This window comes from Peptoniphilus sp. GNH, assembly GCA_021307325.1.
In the GTDB taxonomy this organism is placed as follows: domain Bacteria; phylum Bacillota; class Clostridia; order Tissierellales; family Peptoniphilaceae; genus KA00134.
In genome coordinates, this window is sequence record CP089931.1 from 364501 (window position 1) to 380331 (window position 15831).

Below are 15831 nucleotides of genomic sequence, written 5' to 3' on the forward strand. Positions count from 1 at the left end.
AAGGTCAAGCGAACAGCTTGACTTGGTGAAATTATGAAAGACAGATTTTTCGAACTAACAATGCTCTTCGACTACTATGGAGCCTTGTTGAGTGAAAAACAAAAAGAAACTTTTAGACTCTATTATTTTTATGATTGCTCCTTAAATGAGATTGCAGAAACTTTAAAAATAAGTAAGCAAGCAATCAGTATTAACTTAAAAAGAGCTGAGGATAATTTGAGGTCTTTTGATGGAGCGTTGAAGCTACTAAAACAAGATCAAGATGAATCAGACATCAAAAAAGATATTTTCAGCAAATTAGAAAAAATTAGACTTATTTCGAAGGACAATAGAATCATTGAATTAATAGATGAAATTGAAACCCTTTTTGAGAAAAAGAGGTGAGATTATGGCTTTTGAGAATCTTTCAGAGAAGCTTCAAAATGCTCTTGATTCCTTAAGAGGTAAGGGTAAGCTTACAGAAAAAGATATCAATTCTGCAATGAGAGAAGTTAGACTTGCTCTATTAGAAGCGGATGTAAACTTCAAAGTAGTAAAAGATTTTGTAAAAAATATTAAAACACAAGCCCTAGGAGAGAAGGTGATGTCATCTCTTACTCCTGGTCAACAAGTTATTAAGATTGTAAATGAAGAGCTTACTGAACTTATGGGTAGCACTGAGAGTAAACTTGATTTCTCAAAAAAACCTTCCGTAATACTTATGAGTGGCTTGCAAGGCGCAGGAAAGACAACAACTTGTGGCAAACTTGCTAAAAAACTAAAAAAAGATGGTAAAAGACCTCTTTTAGTTGCTTGCGATGTTTATAGGCCGGCAGCAATTAAACAATTGAAGATTGTTGGAGAAAGTGTCGATGTCCCAGTATTTTCTATGGGTGACAAAATTAGCCCTGTAGATATATCAAAGGCTGCAATTGAACATGCTAGTAAAAATAATAATGATGTTGTCATAATAGATACTGCAGGAAGATTACACATAGATAAATCACTGATGGCTGAGCTAAAGGATATTAACAATGCTGTAAATCCTAGCGAGATTTTGCTTGTTTTGGATGCTATGACTGGTCAAGATGCAGTAAATGTTGCAAAAACTTTTGATGACACTTTGGCTCTTACTGGTGTAATTTTGACTAAACTGGATGGAGATGCCAGAGGTGGAGCTGCTTTATCGTTAAGAGCTGTCACAAACAAGCCTATAAAATTTATAACTACTGGCGAAAAGATGGATGCCTTAGAAGTCTTTCATCCTGCAAGGATGGCATCAAGAATTTTAGGCATGGGAGATGTGCTTACCTTAATCGAAAAGGCTCAGGCTAATTTTGACCAAGAGTCAGCCAAGCAATTGGAGCAGAAACTTAGAAATCAAACATTTACTTTTGATGATTTTTTGACCCAAATGCAGCAAATGCGAAAGATGGGACCCTTGGAAGACTTGATTGGAATGCTTCCAGGAGTTAATACAAAAATGTTAAAGGGTGCAAAGCTTGATGAAAAAGAGTTTGCAAGAGTTGAGGCTATTATAAAGTCTATGACGCCAAAAGAGCGAACAAAGCCAGAGCTTATTGATATGAGCAGAAGAAAGAGAATAGCATTAGGTTCGGGAACAAGCCCTGCTGATGTAAATAGACTATTAAAACAATTTAGAGATCTTAGAAAGATGATGAAGCAATTCGGAAACATGGGCAAGAACATGAGAAAAGGAAAATTCAAATTACCCTTTTCGTTTTAATTAGGAATTTATTTTTTAAATAAATTTAATTTTCACATGGAGGTGAATAAAATGGCAGTAAAAATTAGACTAAGAAGAATGGGTTCAAACAAGAATCCTTTTTATAGAATTATAGTTGCGGATTCACGCAGTCCCAGAAATGGAAGATTTATCGAAGAAATTGGTTATTACAATCCTTTGACAGATCCAAAGACTGTAAAAATTGACGCTGATAAGGCAAATAATTGGATTCTAAAGGGAGCAAAACCTACTGATGTAGTTGATAGACTTTTTAGAGAAAATAAAGTTTATGAAGCTAAAAAAGCTCAAGGTGAAACAGGCAAAGAAAAAGAAACTACTGAAGAGCTTGCTAATTAGTTAAACCGGAGGGTTCAAATGTTGGAATTAGTTGAATATATTGCAAGAGAACTTGTAGATAATCCGGACAAGGTAGATGTTAGTTCTTCTAAAGACGAAGAAGGAAATGTTTATATTTCACTTAGAGTTGATGAATCTGATATGGGAAAAGTAATTGGCAAAAAAGGTCGTATAGCTAAGTCTATCAGAGCCATTTTAAAAGCCATTTCTCTAAAAGAAAATATCAAAATTTTTTTGGAAATAGAGGACTAATTTGGAAAATGTAACACTTGTGGGAAAAATCATAAACACACATGGTATAAAAGGCAATTTAAAGTTGTATCCCTATACAGATGATCCAAACAGATTTAAGCAGCTTAGTTATCTTTTGCTTGGCGAAGATTTAAAGGAGTACGCTCTAGAGGAATCTTTCGTTCAAAAATCCTTAGCATATGTCAAACTAAAAGGTTTTGACAATATAAATGATGTATTAAATTTTGTTGGATTAAATGTTTATATTAGGGATGAGGATAGAGTAGAGTTACCCAAAGATAGGTATTTCATATCTGATATAGTTGGTATGAGTGTATTTGATCTAAAAGGAAATTATTACGGAACTGTAAAAGATGTCCTAGAAACTGGAGCCAATGATGTTTATGAGATATTGAATGATGAGGGAAAGATGTCATATTTGCCTGCTATAAAAGAATTTGTTCTGGAGGTAAATGTGGAGAATAAAAAGTTAATTGTAAATCCGATTGAGGGGTTATTTTCTTGAGAATAAGTATACTTACTTTATTCCCAGAGGTATTTAATTTTTTAGAAAATTATAGCGTTTTGGGAAGAGCCATAAATGAAAATAAACTTTCTTTGGAGCTATTTAATATTAGAGAATACTCTACTAATAAGCACAAAAAAGTTGATGATTATAGTTATGGAGGCGGCCCTGGTATGTTGATGGCTAGCCAGCCTATTTATGATGCCATTGAAGCTGCCAAAGGTCCTAATTCAAAAGTTATATATCTTTCACCTCAAGGCAAGGTTCTCACACAAGAAAAACTGGTAGAACTTTCAAAAGAAGAAGATTTAATTTTTTTAAACGGTCACTACGAAGGAATTGACAATAGAATTATTGAAAACTATGTGGATGAGGAAATTTCCATAGGAGACTATGTATTGACAGGTGGAGAGATTGCCACTATGGTTTTAATAGATGGCATTTCTAGATTACTTCCTGGTGTATTATCTTCAGATGAATCCTTTCAAATGGAGTCTCATTATGATGGCATACTAGAATATCCTCAATATACTAGGCCTTATGACTTCATGGGTCACAAAGTTCCTGACATATTACTTAGTGGAGATCATAAAAAAATTGAATTATATAGACGAAGCCAGGCTTTAAGGGCAACTTTTCTTAAAAGACCAGATCTTTTGAAAAAGGTGAAACTTAGCCGGGAAGATGAAAAATTAATTGAAGAAATCAAAAATTCCTTGAAGGGGGGGTTATAAATGTCAGATATTATAAGAGCGCTTGAAAAAGATCAAATGAGATCAGATGTTAAAAAATTTAATGTTGGCGATACTATAAAGGTTCACTATAGAATAATTGAAGGTACTAGAGAAAGAGTTCAAGTTTTTGAAGGTACTGTTGTAAAAATTCAAGGCGGTGGATCAAGACAAACTTTCACTGTTAGAAGAATTTCTTACGGAGTAGGCGTTGAAAGAACTTTCTTAATGCATTCTCCAAGAATTGCAGATATCACACTAGTTAGAAAGGGTAGAGTAAGACGTTCAAAACTATATTACCTACGCGATAGACAAGGTAAGGCTGCTAAAGTTAAAGAAAAAACCAATTATTAATAATTATATTTTGGGACGACCTTTTGGGGGACGTCCTTTTTTTATTTATTTAAAGTAATAGCAACTAAATTACTTTAAATTTTTGTTCGGTAAATGTATAATTACAAAAGGTGATTAAAAATGAAAAAAATACTGACCTTGCTAATAGGGTTGATTATATTGGTAGGCGGAGTCTTTTTGGGACTTAAATTTTTGCAAAGAGGAACATCGGCAACTTCTGATAAATTTAAAGGCTTGAATTTCATATGCGAAAATGAAGTTGTAGATAAAAGTGATTTTGATAGGATTGATGGTCAATACTATCTTTCTTTTGATTTTATAAAAAATAAAATTGATCCAAATATAAGTTATGACAATGGTCAAATTACAATAAATGGGTCAAGTGGAACTAAGAGATTCAAAGTTGGAGAAAATCAAGCTCTTATAAATAATCAAACCATAGGCCTAAGAGATCCTATTATAGAAAAAAACGGAAAGATATACCTTCCTATTGAAGCTTTTATATATGATTATCCAGTGGATTTTCGATTTGTAGAAGATAAGAATCTAATTTTAATGGATTTCACAAACAAAAATTATCAAATTGGTACTGCCAAAGGAAGTGGGACTAATATGAGAGAATCGAATTCTAAATCTTCTCCAATAGTTTCTAAAATCAGCGACAAAGATGATTTGTATGTATATGGCATCGAAAAGGGTTGGTATTTAGTAAGGCAAGTAAATGGTTATTTAGGCTATGTAAGGGAGGATTTGATTGATACTTCTGAGGATAGAGTAAGACCTCATAAGGAAGATAATCTTAGAATAACAAAAAAACCGCTTAATTTGTTGTGGGATTATACTTATGGGCCTCAATCAGATGCCAGTGTACTTAATATAAGACCAATTCCCGGGTTAAATGTAATATGTCCTACTTGGTTTTCTATAAAAGATGGCAGCGGAGAAATTATAGACAGAGGTCGCAAGGACTATGTTACTAAGTATAATGAACTTGGTATCCAAGTCTGGGCTTATCTTGATAATTCTTTTAGTGATGAAATAACTAAAGAATTTTTATCAAATTCAGCGTCTAGGGGCTATGCAATAAATAGACTCTTAAATTCTTGCAAAAAATATGGCTTGACTGGTCTTAATATTGACTTTGAGCAATTTTCTATTGAAAATAGGGATGCTTTTACAGAGTTTGTGAAAGAGATATATGAAACTTTTTCTAAAGAGAAAATTCTTGTATCTGTCGATGTGACGCCACAAATATCTAAGGATGTGAGCAAGGAAACTTACAATAGGGCTGAGCTTAGTAAATACTGTGATTATTTAATTGTAATGACTTATGATCAGCACTGGAGCTCAAGTGAAAAAGCTGGAAGTGTTGCTCAGTACAAGTGGGTTGAAGGTAATATAAACAATCTTTTCAAAACCGTGCCTAGAGAAAAATTAGTTTTGGGTATGCCTCTTTACTCTAGATATTGGTCGACTAAGGATAACAAGACCACTTCAAAGACTATAAGCATGGAAGATAGCAAAAATATTATTTCACAAAAAGGATTAGCTCCAAAATGGGACGAAGAATCCAAGCAAGACTACGTTGAATTTCAAGAAGATGGAGCCACTAAACAGATATGGGTAGAAGATGCAAGCTCTATAGGTTGGAAGGCGTCTTTATGTGTAAAATATAATCTGGCTGGTCTTGCAAGCTGGAGAAAAGACTTTGAAACTTATAATATTTGGGATACAATACAAAATGTACTTTCAAATGTACGCTATCTAGATAAAGATGGTAAAGAGCTAGATGATAGTGAGTTTAAATATCCAAATTATTTTAGGAAGTGATTAATATTTATCCTGCATCTCACAAAATTATAGCATCATGTCTTGCTTCGGAGTTTAGGAAAATTTACGGAGTAAATCTTGATGAAACGATGATTAAATGGGGATCAATAGCACCAGACTATCTCCCTTACTATAAATTAAAAAGACACTATATCGAAGAAAGCTTGCCCTTTATTGCAAAGGAAATATGTTCACTAATCCTTGTTTATAGATGTTTGAATATACAAAAATTAAGACCTGGATTACTCAAATATTTCAGCAAAAAAATAGGTGTGATTTCTCACTACCTTTCTGATTATACATGTTACCCACACATGAAGAGACAGACTTTTTATAGTAACTTTAAAGAACATGTCATTTATGAAAAAAATTTAGAAAAATTTTCAATCTCATATAGACCTAAAAAAATCGAGCTTAGCTCCAATATAATTGACTATACAAGCAGCGAAAGCAGAATGTTAGATCAAATTATGAATCTTATAAATGACATAGTAGAAGAATACAAAAACAGCAATCACTCCTATGCCAATGATTTAGACTATGCTTATAGTTTGTCACTGACAGTCGGAGACTATATAATGCAAAATATTTTATATTGTAGCCTTGGCAATTTAGCTATGGCTGGATAAGGAGACTCTATGAGAAATGATTCAAATGTAAGCTTTTTAGGCTTAAAAGAAACTCAAATGGCCATTAAAGCACTAAAAGATTTTTTTGAAAGAGACTTAGCCAATACACTTAATTTGGCAAGAGTTTCTGCGCCACTTATGGTAAGACCGGAAACGGGATTAAATGATAATTTAAACGGATCAGAAAAAGCTGTTGATTTCAACATTAGAAATTATAAAATTAAAGCTGAAATAGTACATTCTCTTGCTAAATGGAAGAGATATGCTCTGAAAAAATACGGATTTGATTGTTATGAAGGTCTATATACTGACATGAACGCTATAAGACCAGATGAAATTTTAGACGAAATTCACTCGGCATATGTTGATCAGTGGGACTGGGAAAAAATAATTAAAAAAGAAGACAGAAATATATTTTACTTAAAAGGCGTAGTAAAAGAAATTTACGAAGTTTTAAAGAGAACAGAAACTTATATTAACTGCCTTTACCCAAATGTATTGAAAAAGAAGCTACCAGCTGAAATTTATTTTATAGAAAGTCAAGACTTGGAAGATAAATATCCAAATCTATCACCTAAGCAAAGAGAGTATGAAATAGCTAAAGAACATGGAGCAGTATTTGTAATAGGGATAGGAAAAGATTTGAAATCAGGCTCACCTCATGATATGAGAAGCCCAGATTATGATGATTGGTCTTTGAATGGAGATATAATAGTTTGGGATCCGGTACTTGGAAATGCTCTTGAGTTATCGAGTATGGGTATAAGAGTAGACCAAGAAGCATTGGAAAAACAACTTAAAAAAGCTGGCAAAGAGGACAGATTAAAGTTGGAATTTCATAAAAATTTAATGAATGGAAATTTACCATATACAGTTGGTGGGGGAATAGGACAATCCAGACTATGCCTATTCTTCTTAGAAAAAAGACACATAGGCGAAATTCAATCTTCTATATGGGATGACGAAACGGTAAAAAGTTGTTATGAAAAAGGAATCCAACTTCTATAAGATTAAAACTACAAAAAACTTATTGGTTCTTTGCTCTAAATTTAGAGCAAAGAACCTTTTTTATAAGAAAATTTATATTTTATCTTAGAATATAATATAATTAAATATAATAGCATAGAAGATAGAGGTAATAAATGAAAGAAAGTCTAAAAAAATATAATAATATAGGCGTAAATTTGATACTAATATCAGCATTATTAGGTCTTATATTAAGTTTATCATATGTTGGAGTAAGCTTATTAACGCAAAGACCAGATCACTACGAGATAAAAGAAATGATATCATTTGTCATAATAGTATCTTTTGTGTTGTCTGCTTTTGTACTTTATCCTATGGTGCTCTCAATTTTTCAAATTTATTCACTTATTAAGACATTGAAAGACAAAGAAAATTTAGATAAACATTTAGCTTTAGATATATGGACGATAGTTCTAGGATTTTTTTACCAAATGCTTTACTTAGCTTTTATAAAAGAAGTTGATTTTTCAGCGAATTGGGAAAAGCAGCTGGTGAATAGTCAATTGCACAGTCCTATAAGAACAACTTATTATATTCCTCTATTTATATTTTTTATAATATCCATAATGAGCATTTTATATTTAAGACGACAAGACCAAAAAAATTTGCCGCCACTTGTAAATGTATTTTGCATATCTATCCTTTACTTTGATATAGCTATGCTTGTTGTATGGTCAAAGCAAATAATTTCTTTTGAAAATACTCGTGATCTGATTTTAATTCTACCTTGCGTCATCACAACCATAATAGCGATAAAGACAATACTTATAAGTGTAAAAAAATATAAACCAGATGAGCATAGAATCCACAAAATAAATAATAACCCCATACTCTACAGGCTTAATTTTTGGGTCATAAACTCGAAAAAATGGCCTATCTTAGCCTTGATACTAAGCGCGGCGTTGTTGGGTTTAGCTATTGTAATTTTAATGTTATTTGGTCAGGCACCGCATAGCCTTATCAAAGCTTTTACCGAAACCAGCGATTGGAATTTATCTGATAAAATTGCACCTGATAATATAAGTATAGATGAACATTACTTGTGCACTGTAGCCGCAAGAGGTCACAAAAAAATAGTAAGACCCATTAGAAGGGGATATAGGCATGGATATGAAGTGGTGGTAAATAGACAACTTATGGTTGCAAATGCCTTTGAAGACTTAATAGAAGATAGGCTTCCTAAAACACATAAATTTATCAGAAGATTTTATGATAAATATGGCTATGCATTTGCGAAAAAAATAAAATCAAAATATGCTATGGATGTGATTTGGATAATCATGAAGCCATTTGAAATAATATTTTTAATATGTCTATATTTATTTGATGAATATCCTGAGGACAGAATAAATATACAATACACTGGTAAGAGTACAAAAGAATTATTAAAGTAAGAAAAAGTAAGCTATAAATATTCGAACATACGTTTTTTGAAATTGAGTTTATTTTTTCTACAGCGACATCTTTAATAATTTAAGTCCTTATAAAATACTTTTAATGCAATTTTAAAACTCGAGCGAAAATAACATAGCTTTAATATATTAATTATAATAGGCGACAAAACGTGTTTTAAATGGCAATATTTTAATAGACGATGAGATATGTTTAATTGCAAAAGTTTAATCTACATATTCTAATCTTTGAAATTTTTCATCTTCAATCATCATCTTCAATCAATTGAAAGCGCATTTTAGATGCAAGCTAATGTCTTCATTTACTAATAAATCGAAAGAAGAATTGGCTTGTATTTTTCATATGTAGATAAATAAAAAAATATCCACAGACAAGAGGAGGTCTGTGGATATTTTCATAAAAGGCACGATAATTCACTTTCAAAATTTCGTCACAAAATAATAATTTTGTGAATTAATACGCGCGGCGAGATTAGCTTCAGAAATGCTTATTCTATCTATATATACTAGGATTTCCAAAAACATACTATATTAATTTTACCGATCGGATTTAATCCGTTTATTTTTGTTTTATATAATTTGTAAATCGGTTTTTATTTTCGCTTTAATAAAATTTATCCAACATTTTCTTTAGTGTTTTCTTTAGTGTTTATTGTTTTATATTGTGCATTTGAACTTCTATTTTAATCGAATCGTATCTATCACCTTATAGAATTTATATACTTAATCTAAATTATATTCATTACATGGCTTGTCTTGTTATGACTGAATAATTAAACAAATACATCCTAAAAATTAGGCTCTAAAATCGATTTTAAGCGTGTAAATTAATTTATTCGAGTCCAATATATGAATAAGTAAAAATAAAGCTGAATTTGAGCCTATAAACACGTCTTATGCAATATTGCAGCTTAAAGACTTTATAATGCAGATAAATCTAAAAAACCTCTTATTAGATCCAAAATCTAATAAGAGGTAAATTAAAAGTGTTTATTTTTTAATATTTTAAATCCTTACTTCCATATATAACATATGTCAAAGTTAAAAATACGATTATATATATAATGTTGGCTGCCATGGCTATTATATCAAAGTTATATTGGACTAGCCTTAAGGGATTAAAAGCAGCTAATGGGAGAAATATTCCTAGGCTAATCATTGAATTTGCATCATTTGCTTGTGCATTTATATTTAGTATAACAATGCTGATTACACTCAAAATAGTCAATATTACGCCAATTGTTTCTGCGTGGGTTGCATTTCTCATAAATGACGATACGAAATATCCTAAACTCAAATAAACTAGTCCTGAGCCCAAAAGCCCTGCATAAATAAGTCCTATACTGGTAAGCAAGTCCATTATATCAGTGGATTCTAATTTAAAAGCATAGGCTATTCCAAAGCTTCCTAAGGCTAGCAATATAAGAAATATCACATATACAAGTAAACTTGCCAAAAATTTTTGAGTTACTATTTCACTTCTTGATATAGGATTAGAATAAATGTATTGAATATTTCCACTTTCTTGTTCCTTTGAGAGCGCTTTGGCGCCTATTTGAATCGCAAAAACAGCTGTTAGGAAGCTCAAAAATTGATAAGTTAGCCCCAGATAGTAACTGAGATTTTCAAAGTCAAAATTGTCATTTAAATTTAGACCTAAAGCTACCTGTAATGTATCTCTCAAATTTTTTATAAAGCCTTGAATCAAAAGAGCCATATTTTCCTTCACTATCATTGGATAAAAGGCTGTGATAAGTCCGACAAAAACTGCCAATACCAGGGTCCATGTTATGAGTTTTGCTAAAGAACTCTTGAGTTCTTGACTAAAAATTGTCATTCTTCATCATCTCCTTTTTTAGAATTTAAAGATTGAAGTTTATGTGTTAAACTAGCATCTTCTATTGTAAAATCAACAATGCCGAGCTTGTGGATTATTTCTACTAAATCAGCAGGATTTTTTTCGTAATAGAACTCTCTGTAATCTTTGTCTTTGCCTATTAGAACAGCTCCGATATTTTCAAATATAGACAATTCAACATCATCATTATAGATTCTTAAAATCTTGTCATTAGATCTTTTATCTTTTACATAAACTATTTCTTTTAGTGAGCCGTTTTCTACAATGCCGACTCTATCACAGTATCTTTGTGAATTTTCAAAATCTTGACCAAGTACTAAAAGGCTCAATCCTTCTTCAGATCTCTTTGTTTCAAGATAGGAGAACAGTTTAGCAATGGTCTCTTTGTCTAAATCCTTGGTAGGTTCTTCCAAAACAGCCAGTCTAGGCTTAGCTATCAAAGCGTTAATAATTGAAAATAAACGCTTATCCTTCCCTTCTAGATCAGCCACTCTTCTACTTGCATTAAAATCAAAATAATCAAGTAAAAACTCCAATTCCTCTCTTGTTTGAAGATTGTGAGCTTTCAATGTGTTTTTAAAAACTGTCATGGCTTTTGGATTAGAAGAAAAATAAATCTCCAAGGGACCATATGAACAGTAGTGCTTAACTTCCTTAGAATCTCTAGATGGATCTAAATCAAAGACTGTAAGACCACTTTTAGAAACTTTAGCAAAATTGAAAATCAATTTTGGCAAAATATCAATTCCTGACTTTTCAGTCCCTAAAAGAGCAAAGAACTCTCCATCCAATATTTCAAAATTTAAGTTGTTAATGCTAAGTTTGTTGTACTTTTTGCTTAAATTATTGGTTACAAGTACGCCCATTTAATCACCTCTTAACGTTATATATTGATTATACAACACTTGTTGACAAAACTAAACAAAATCATTTTTCTTTAATATTTAACTAAAACTTCTATACTTTTATTATAAAGCTGATAAAAATTACTTAATTAAGAACTTTTGAGTATGTAAATTATGTTATACTAATAGACGAGAATATAGAAAAAGGTGAAGTAAATGAAACTTGGAATACTAGGACTTCCAAATGTGGGAAAGTCAACTCTATTTAATGCTTTGACAAAGGCTGGAGCTGAGGCTGCTAATTATCCTTTTGCGACGATAGAACCAAATGTAGGCGTTGTAACAGTGCCTGATGAAAGATTAAAAATTCTAAGCGATATAAGTAAGTCTAAAAGAATCTTATATGCAACTATAGAATTTTTCGATATTGCAGGTCTAGTAAAGGGTGCTAGCAAGGGTGAAGGCCTCGGAAATCAATTTTTATCTAATATAAGAGAGGTTGATGCCTTAGTACATGTTGTCAGATGTTTCGATGACGAAAATATAATTCATGTGGATGGCTCTGTTGATCCCCTAAGAGATATAGAAGTAATAAATCTGGAGCTAATTTTTTCTGATCTTGAACAGATTGAAAAGAGATTAGATAGAATAAGAAAACAAGCCAAAGCTGATAAATCTTTGTCAGCTGAGCTCGCTCTTCTAGAAAGAATAAAACAAAGTTTAGAAGAAGGCAAGCCAGCCAGAACAGTGGAAATGGATGATAATGAAAAGAAGATTATAAAAAATTATCAGCTTTTGAGTCTAAAACCTGTAATATATTGTGCAAATGTTGATGAGGAATCTTTAAAAGATGATGGCAATTCCAATCCGTATGTTCAACAAGTAAGAGAGTTTGCAAGCTCACACGGAGATGAAATTGTTGTAATAAATGCTGAATTAGAGTCTGAAATCGCAGGTTTTGAAGATGATGAAAAAGCGATGTTTTTAGAGGAGATGGGAGTAAGTGCTTCTGGTCTAGATAAACTTATAAAATCTTCCTATTCCCTTCTAGGCTTAATAAGTTTCCTTACAACGGGAGAACAAGAAACCAGAGCATGGACTATAAGAGATGGAGCAAAAGCTCCTGAAGCAGCTGGCAAAATCCATTCAGATATTGAAAGAGGATTTATTAAGGCGGATATAATATCCTATGAAAATTTAAAGGATGTTGGCTCAATGGTAAAAGCCAGAGAACAAGGTCTTGTTAGAAGTGAAGGTAAAGAATATATAATGAAAGATGGAGATGTAGTCTTGTTTAAATTTAATGTATAAAATAGGCTTCCCATATGGGAAGCTATTTTTATAAGTTTTTAATGTATATTTCGTAACTTGATTGTAAACAATAATATATCATTTCGTGATATAGTTTGATGAAATGTAATACGAAAGGAGTAGAAATGAAAACAACAAGAAATATATTTTTATCTTTGCTTTTGCTAGTTATACTTCTATTTTCTGCATATTTTCTTGGCAAAAAAGTTGGAGCAATTCAGGAAAAGCCAAAAATAACATCTGAAGCTTTACAAGAACAAATAGAAAGAGTAAAAGAGCTTACAACAAGCAAATACCACTATACAAATATGGCGGCATTTGAAAACCAGAGTGAACTTTATGGCATAAAGATACCATTGACTCAAAAAAAGTTTATCCTGTCATATGATGGGATGATTTTTGCCGGCTTAGATCTTTCGGATGTTGACATAAATTACAATAGTGAAAAAATCGTAGTTAGTCTTCCTAAAATAAAGATTCTTGCTCATGAGATAGATGACAATTCAATAAAAATATTTGATGAAAAATCTTCTATATTTAATCCTATAAAAATTTTAGATTATTCAAATTTGCATAATGATCAAAAAAAGCTTATGGAAGAAAAGGCAATAGCGAGGGGTTTATTTGAAGAAGCGGATAAAAATGCCAAATCAGTAATAAAAGAAGTTTTGCTCTTAAACTTTGAAGAGGAAAATAAACCTGATGTCATTTTTATCGATAAAGAATAGGAACATAAAAAATACTTTATCAATCGTCTGTTGATAAAGTATTTTTTTATTTTTAGAATTATTTTTCTTTAGCTATTCTTATTAGATTCTCCTTTAGTTCAGATTCAAGTTTTTGAATTTGAATTGTGGCTTCCCTTCTTCTCTTAAGACCTTCCTCTTGTATGTCTTTTACTTCTTTTAGGGCAGATATTAGCTTATCATTGGTATATTTAATAGTATCTACATCGATTATGGACTCTTCCGAGGCTCTTGTAGTTGCTAAGGTTGAGTCGTGCAAGGCATCAGCGTTTTTCTTTAAGAGATCATTTGTAAGATCTGTTACTGCTTTTTGTGCCTTGGCAGCTTGAGATGTGTGAAGAGCTCCCAAAGCTAAAACCATTTGCGATTTCCAAAGAGGGATGGTATTTATTATCGTAGATTGAATTTTTTCTACCATCAGAGTGTTTCCGCCTTGGATCATGCGAATTTGAGGTGCCATTTGCAAGGATACCATTCTAGTCAAATCCAAATCATGCAATTTTTTTTCGAATCTGTGGATAGAGTCTCTCAAATCTCTTGCCTCTTGAATCTTTGCAGGAGAATTTGATTTTAAAGCTTCTTCTTCCAGTTTAGGAAGATCGATATTTTTTGATTCTTCTAATTTTTTTTCGCCTGCCATTATATACATTGAAAGTTCTTTATAGTATGATGCGTTTAAATCATACATCTGATCCATTGTGGCTATGTCCTTCATCAACCTTATTTGATGTTCTTCAAGGTTTTTAGATATAGACTCCACATTTTTTTCGACTGCGGCATATTTTGTATTGACCTCTCTTAGTTTGTTGGAAGTCTTTTTAAATATTTTTAATATACCTCCATCTTTTTCATCTATATCAAATGATTTAAGTTCGTTTACGACAGATCCCAAAAGCTTGCCGACTTCCCCAAGATCTTTTGTCTTTACTTGGCTAAGTGTTTTCTCTGAAAAAGACGCTATTTGGCTTTGGGCCCCTGAACCATATTCTAGAATTTGATTAGTTTTAGAAAGATCTATTTGTTTTGAAAAATTTTCTATCATCTTTAATTCGTCAGAAGTTAAATTTAAATTCTGAGATACATTTTCTTCTGAATCTTGTTCGAATTTTACAACTTCCGCTTCTTCATTTTGAAAACTGAGCTTTATTTCTCTATCCATTGTTTGTTTTCCTCCTTAAGTAAGCCATCCTGTCTTAGCATTTGCTCTAATACAGATATATTAGCCTTAGTATCTATAACTAAATCTTGTTGAATATTTGCTATTAAGGAATTAAATCCTTCTTTTATAGTGTTAAGGGCCTTAGAGATTCCTGCTCTTGCCTTTTGAGAATCTGTTGTTTCACTTTTCATAAAATCCTTGTAACGATTTAACAAGGCAACTGTCGTAGGAAGATAATAACTTGAAAATTTTCTAAGTTCAGGCTCCACCTCAGGATGGTTTTTGCCATATTCTAAGATTACATTTACAATTCCTATGATTTTGTCAACTTGAAGCTTGACATCTTCGGGAAGCCCCTCCCTTTCATCTTGAAGTTTTTTCATATAAAGAGGTATCTCGGCTATACCCTTTGCATTTTCTGGAATCTCTCCACTTATGTCATTATCTTCATGGATTTCATTGCTAAGCCCTTTTTTGTAATTTTTATAAGCTTCATAGCTTTTTATATCAAGAATAAAAATTTGATTGTCTTCTACTAACCGACCCTCTTTTAGAGCATCTTTCTTTATATAGTGTAAGATATCAGAAACAACCGTCTTTTCATCGACAGACGCCGCTAAAGCGAGTTCATTAATCAAAGCAACAGTTCCACTGCCAAGTTCTCTTAGGTATCTTTTAATTCTTGTCTCTCTAGCTCTTATTCTTTTATAGAAATAAAAACAAAAAAATGTAGCTAGACTACTAAGGATTAGCATAAATAAATAATACAATTCAAATAAGGATAAAAAATTTATTAAAAATACTATATCGCCAGAAAAAAATATAACTAGCAAAAATCTGAATAGATTCTTGTAGGAAGAAAATATTTTTTTTCGATCAACAAGATTTGGATTGTCAACAGGATATAATTTTTTATTTTCAGTTTTAAAAATTTTGCTTATATTTTTTATACCTTTTTTGCTGGCATCTATAAAATACGTAATTGTATCTTCTATATCCTTGCTCAAATCTCCATAATCATCTTTGTTTAGTATGTTATTTAAAGCACTTATGAAGCTTTTGTCTTTATTCTCAGTCATAATACACCTCA

At 31.7% G+C, this 15831-nt stretch carries 17 protein-coding genes; 13 read left to right on the forward strand and 4 right to left on the reverse strand.

Going from position 1 to position 15831, the window contains the following annotated elements; genetic code table 11:
* Positions 1 to 33: 33 nt before the first annotated feature.
* The 11 genes from LV469_01880 to LV469_01930 all read left to right on the forward strand — a co-directional run bounded on the left by LV469_01880 (position 34) and on the right by LV469_01930 (position 8804).
* Positions 34 to 384: a DNA-binding protein gene (locus LV469_01880; GenBank protein ID UHR03057.1), complete on the forward strand. Its 351-nt coding sequence runs from the start codon at positions 34 to 36 to the stop codon at positions 382 to 384.
* A gap of 4 nt (positions 385 to 388) precedes the next feature.
* Positions 389 to 1726, forward strand: a complete 1338-nt coding sequence (ffh, locus tag LV469_01885) for a signal recognition particle protein (GenBank protein UHR03058.1) — start codon at positions 389 to 391, stop codon at positions 1724 to 1726.
* Positions 1727 to 1777: 51 nt separating this feature from the next.
* Positions 1778 to 2083, forward strand: a complete 306-nt coding sequence (gene rpsP, locus LV469_01890) for a 30S ribosomal protein S16 (protein UHR03059.1) — start codon at positions 1778 to 1780, stop codon at positions 2081 to 2083.
* Positions 2084 to 2101: 18 nt separating this feature from the next.
* On the forward strand, positions 2102 to 2335 hold the full coding sequence (locus tag LV469_01895) for a KH domain-containing protein (GenBank protein UHR03060.1): 234 nt from the start codon (positions 2102 to 2104) through the stop codon (positions 2333 to 2335).
* Between the two features lies 1 nt (position 2336).
* Positions 2337 to 2840, forward strand: coding sequence for a ribosome maturation factor RimM (gene rimM / locus LV469_01900; GenBank protein ID UHR03061.1), 504 nt, complete (start codon positions 2337 to 2339; stop codon positions 2838 to 2840).
* Positions 2837 to 3574, forward strand: a complete 738-nt coding sequence (trmD, locus tag LV469_01905) for a tRNA (guanosine(37)-N1)-methyltransferase TrmD (protein ID UHR03062.1) — start codon at positions 2837 to 2839, stop codon at positions 3572 to 3574. Before rimM ends, trmD begins: the two co-directional genes overlap by 4 nt.
* Positions 3575 to 3925, forward strand: coding sequence for a 50S ribosomal protein L19 (gene rplS / locus LV469_01910; GenBank protein UHR03063.1), 351 nt, complete (start codon positions 3575 to 3577; stop codon positions 3923 to 3925). It abuts the gene before it with no gap.
* A 120-nt stretch (positions 3926 to 4045) separates the two neighbouring features.
* Positions 4046 to 5755 carry a glycosyl hydrolase family 18 protein gene (locus LV469_01915; GenBank protein UHR03064.1) on the forward strand — a complete coding sequence of 570 codons (1710 nt, stop codon included), beginning with the start codon at positions 4046 to 4048 and terminating at the stop codon, positions 5753 to 5755.
* On the forward strand, positions 5752 to 6384 hold the full coding sequence (locus tag LV469_01920; protein UHR03065.1) for a zinc dependent phospholipase C family protein: 633 nt from the start codon (positions 5752 to 5754) through the stop codon (positions 6382 to 6384). The genes LV469_01915 and LV469_01920 overlap by 4 nt, the downstream gene beginning before the upstream one ends.
* 9 nt (positions 6385 to 6393) lie before the next feature.
* Positions 6394 to 7392 carry an aspartate--ammonia ligase gene (gene asnA / locus LV469_01925; GenBank protein ID UHR03066.1) on the forward strand — a complete coding sequence of 333 codons (999 nt, stop codon included), beginning with the start codon at positions 6394 to 6396 and terminating at the stop codon, positions 7390 to 7392.
* A 134-nt stretch (positions 7393 to 7526) separates the two neighbouring features.
* Positions 7527 to 8804 carry a hypothetical protein gene (locus tag LV469_01930; protein ID UHR03067.1) on the forward strand — a complete coding sequence of 426 codons (1278 nt, stop codon included), beginning with the start codon at positions 7527 to 7529 and terminating at the stop codon, positions 8802 to 8804.
* A gap of 1015 nt (positions 8805 to 9819) precedes the next feature.
* On the opposite strand, the gene LV469_01935 is transcribed toward LV469_01930, so the two are convergent.
* Together LV469_01935 and LV469_01940 are read right to left on the reverse strand one after the other, a co-directional pair.
* Positions 9820 to 10659 carry an ABC transporter permease gene (locus LV469_01935; GenBank protein ID UHR03068.1) on the reverse strand — a complete coding sequence of 280 codons (840 nt, stop codon included), beginning with the start codon at positions 10657 to 10659 and terminating at the stop codon, positions 9820 to 9822.
* Positions 10656 to 11546, reverse strand: a complete 891-nt coding sequence (locus tag LV469_01940) for an ABC transporter ATP-binding protein (protein ID UHR03069.1) — start codon at positions 11544 to 11546, stop codon at positions 10656 to 10658. The genes LV469_01935 and LV469_01940 overlap by 4 nt, the downstream gene beginning before the upstream one ends.
* A gap of 195 nt (positions 11547 to 11741) precedes the next feature.
* On the opposite strand from LV469_01940, the gene ychF reads away from it, so the two are divergent.
* Together ychF and LV469_01950 are read left to right on the forward strand one after the other, a co-directional pair.
* Positions 11742 to 12836 carry a redox-regulated ATPase YchF gene (gene ychF, locus LV469_01945; GenBank protein ID UHR03070.1) on the forward strand — a complete coding sequence of 365 codons (1095 nt, stop codon included), beginning with the start codon at positions 11742 to 11744 and terminating at the stop codon, positions 12834 to 12836.
* Between the two features lie 125 nt (positions 12837 to 12961).
* Positions 12962 to 13564 (forward strand): DUF4230 domain-containing protein, encoded by a 603-nt coding sequence (locus tag LV469_01950; GenBank protein UHR03071.1) that lies wholly within the window; start codon positions 12962 to 12964, stop codon positions 13562 to 13564.
* 58 nt (positions 13565 to 13622) lie between these two features.
* On the opposite strand, the gene LV469_01955 is transcribed toward LV469_01950, so the two are convergent.
* The gene (locus LV469_01955) at positions 13623 to 14741 is read right to left on the reverse strand and encodes a toxic anion resistance protein (protein UHR03072.1); all 1119 of its coding nucleotides are present in this window, start codon (positions 14739 to 14741) and stop codon (positions 13623 to 13625) included.
* Positions 14726 to 15820, reverse strand: a complete 1095-nt coding sequence (locus LV469_01960) for a hypothetical protein (protein UHR03073.1) — start codon at positions 15818 to 15820, stop codon at positions 14726 to 14728. The genes LV469_01955 and LV469_01960 overlap by 16 nt, the downstream gene beginning before the upstream one ends.
* Positions 15821 to 15831 lie beyond the last annotated feature (11 nt).

What these genes read in the sequence shown, in the direction of transcription:
- rplS (UHR03063.1), top strand. Translation starts at nt 3,575, where the DNA reads ATGTCAGATATTATAAGAGCGCTTGAAAAAGATCAAATGAGATCAGAT.
- LV469_01935 (UHR03068.1), bottom strand. Translation starts at nt 10,659, where the DNA reads ATGACAATTTTTAGTCAAGAACTCAAGAGTTCTTTAGCAAAACTCATA.
- asnA (UHR03066.1), top strand. Translation starts at nt 6,394, where the DNA reads ATGAGAAATGATTCAAATGTAAGCTTTTTAGGCTTAAAAGAAACTCAA.
- ychF (UHR03070.1), top strand. Translation starts at nt 11,742, where the DNA reads ATGAAACTTGGAATACTAGGACTTCCAAATGTGGGAAAGTCAACTCTA.
- rpsP (UHR03059.1), top strand. Translation starts at nt 1,778, where the DNA reads ATGGCAGTAAAAATTAGACTAAGAAGAATGGGTTCAAACAAGAATCCT.
- LV469_01940 (UHR03069.1), bottom strand. Translation starts at nt 11,546, where the DNA reads ATGGGCGTACTTGTAACCAATAATTTAAGCAAAAAGTACAACAAACTT.
- LV469_01915 (UHR03064.1), top strand. Translation starts at nt 4,046, where the DNA reads ATGAAAAAAATACTGACCTTGCTAATAGGGTTGATTATATTGGTAGGC.
- LV469_01950 (UHR03071.1), top strand. Translation starts at nt 12,962, where the DNA reads ATGAAAACAACAAGAAATATATTTTTATCTTTGCTTTTGCTAGTTATA.
- LV469_01930 (UHR03067.1), top strand. Translation starts at nt 7,527, where the DNA reads ATGAAAGAAAGTCTAAAAAAATATAATAATATAGGCGTAAATTTGATA.
- LV469_01955 (UHR03072.1), bottom strand. Translation starts at nt 14,741, where the DNA reads ATGGATAGAGAAATAAAGCTCAGTTTTCAAAATGAAGAAGCGGAAGTT.
- LV469_01880 (UHR03057.1), top strand. Translation starts at nt 34, where the DNA reads ATGAAAGACAGATTTTTCGAACTAACAATGCTCTTCGACTACTATGGA.
- LV469_01895 (UHR03060.1), top strand. Translation starts at nt 2,102, where the DNA reads ATGTTGGAATTAGTTGAATATATTGCAAGAGAACTTGTAGATAATCCG.
- ffh (UHR03058.1), top strand. Translation starts at nt 389, where the DNA reads ATGGCTTTTGAGAATCTTTCAGAGAAGCTTCAAAATGCTCTTGATTCC.
- LV469_01960 (UHR03073.1), bottom strand. Translation starts at nt 15,820, where the DNA reads ATGACTGAGAATAAAGACAAAAGCTTCATAAGTGCTTTAAATAACATA.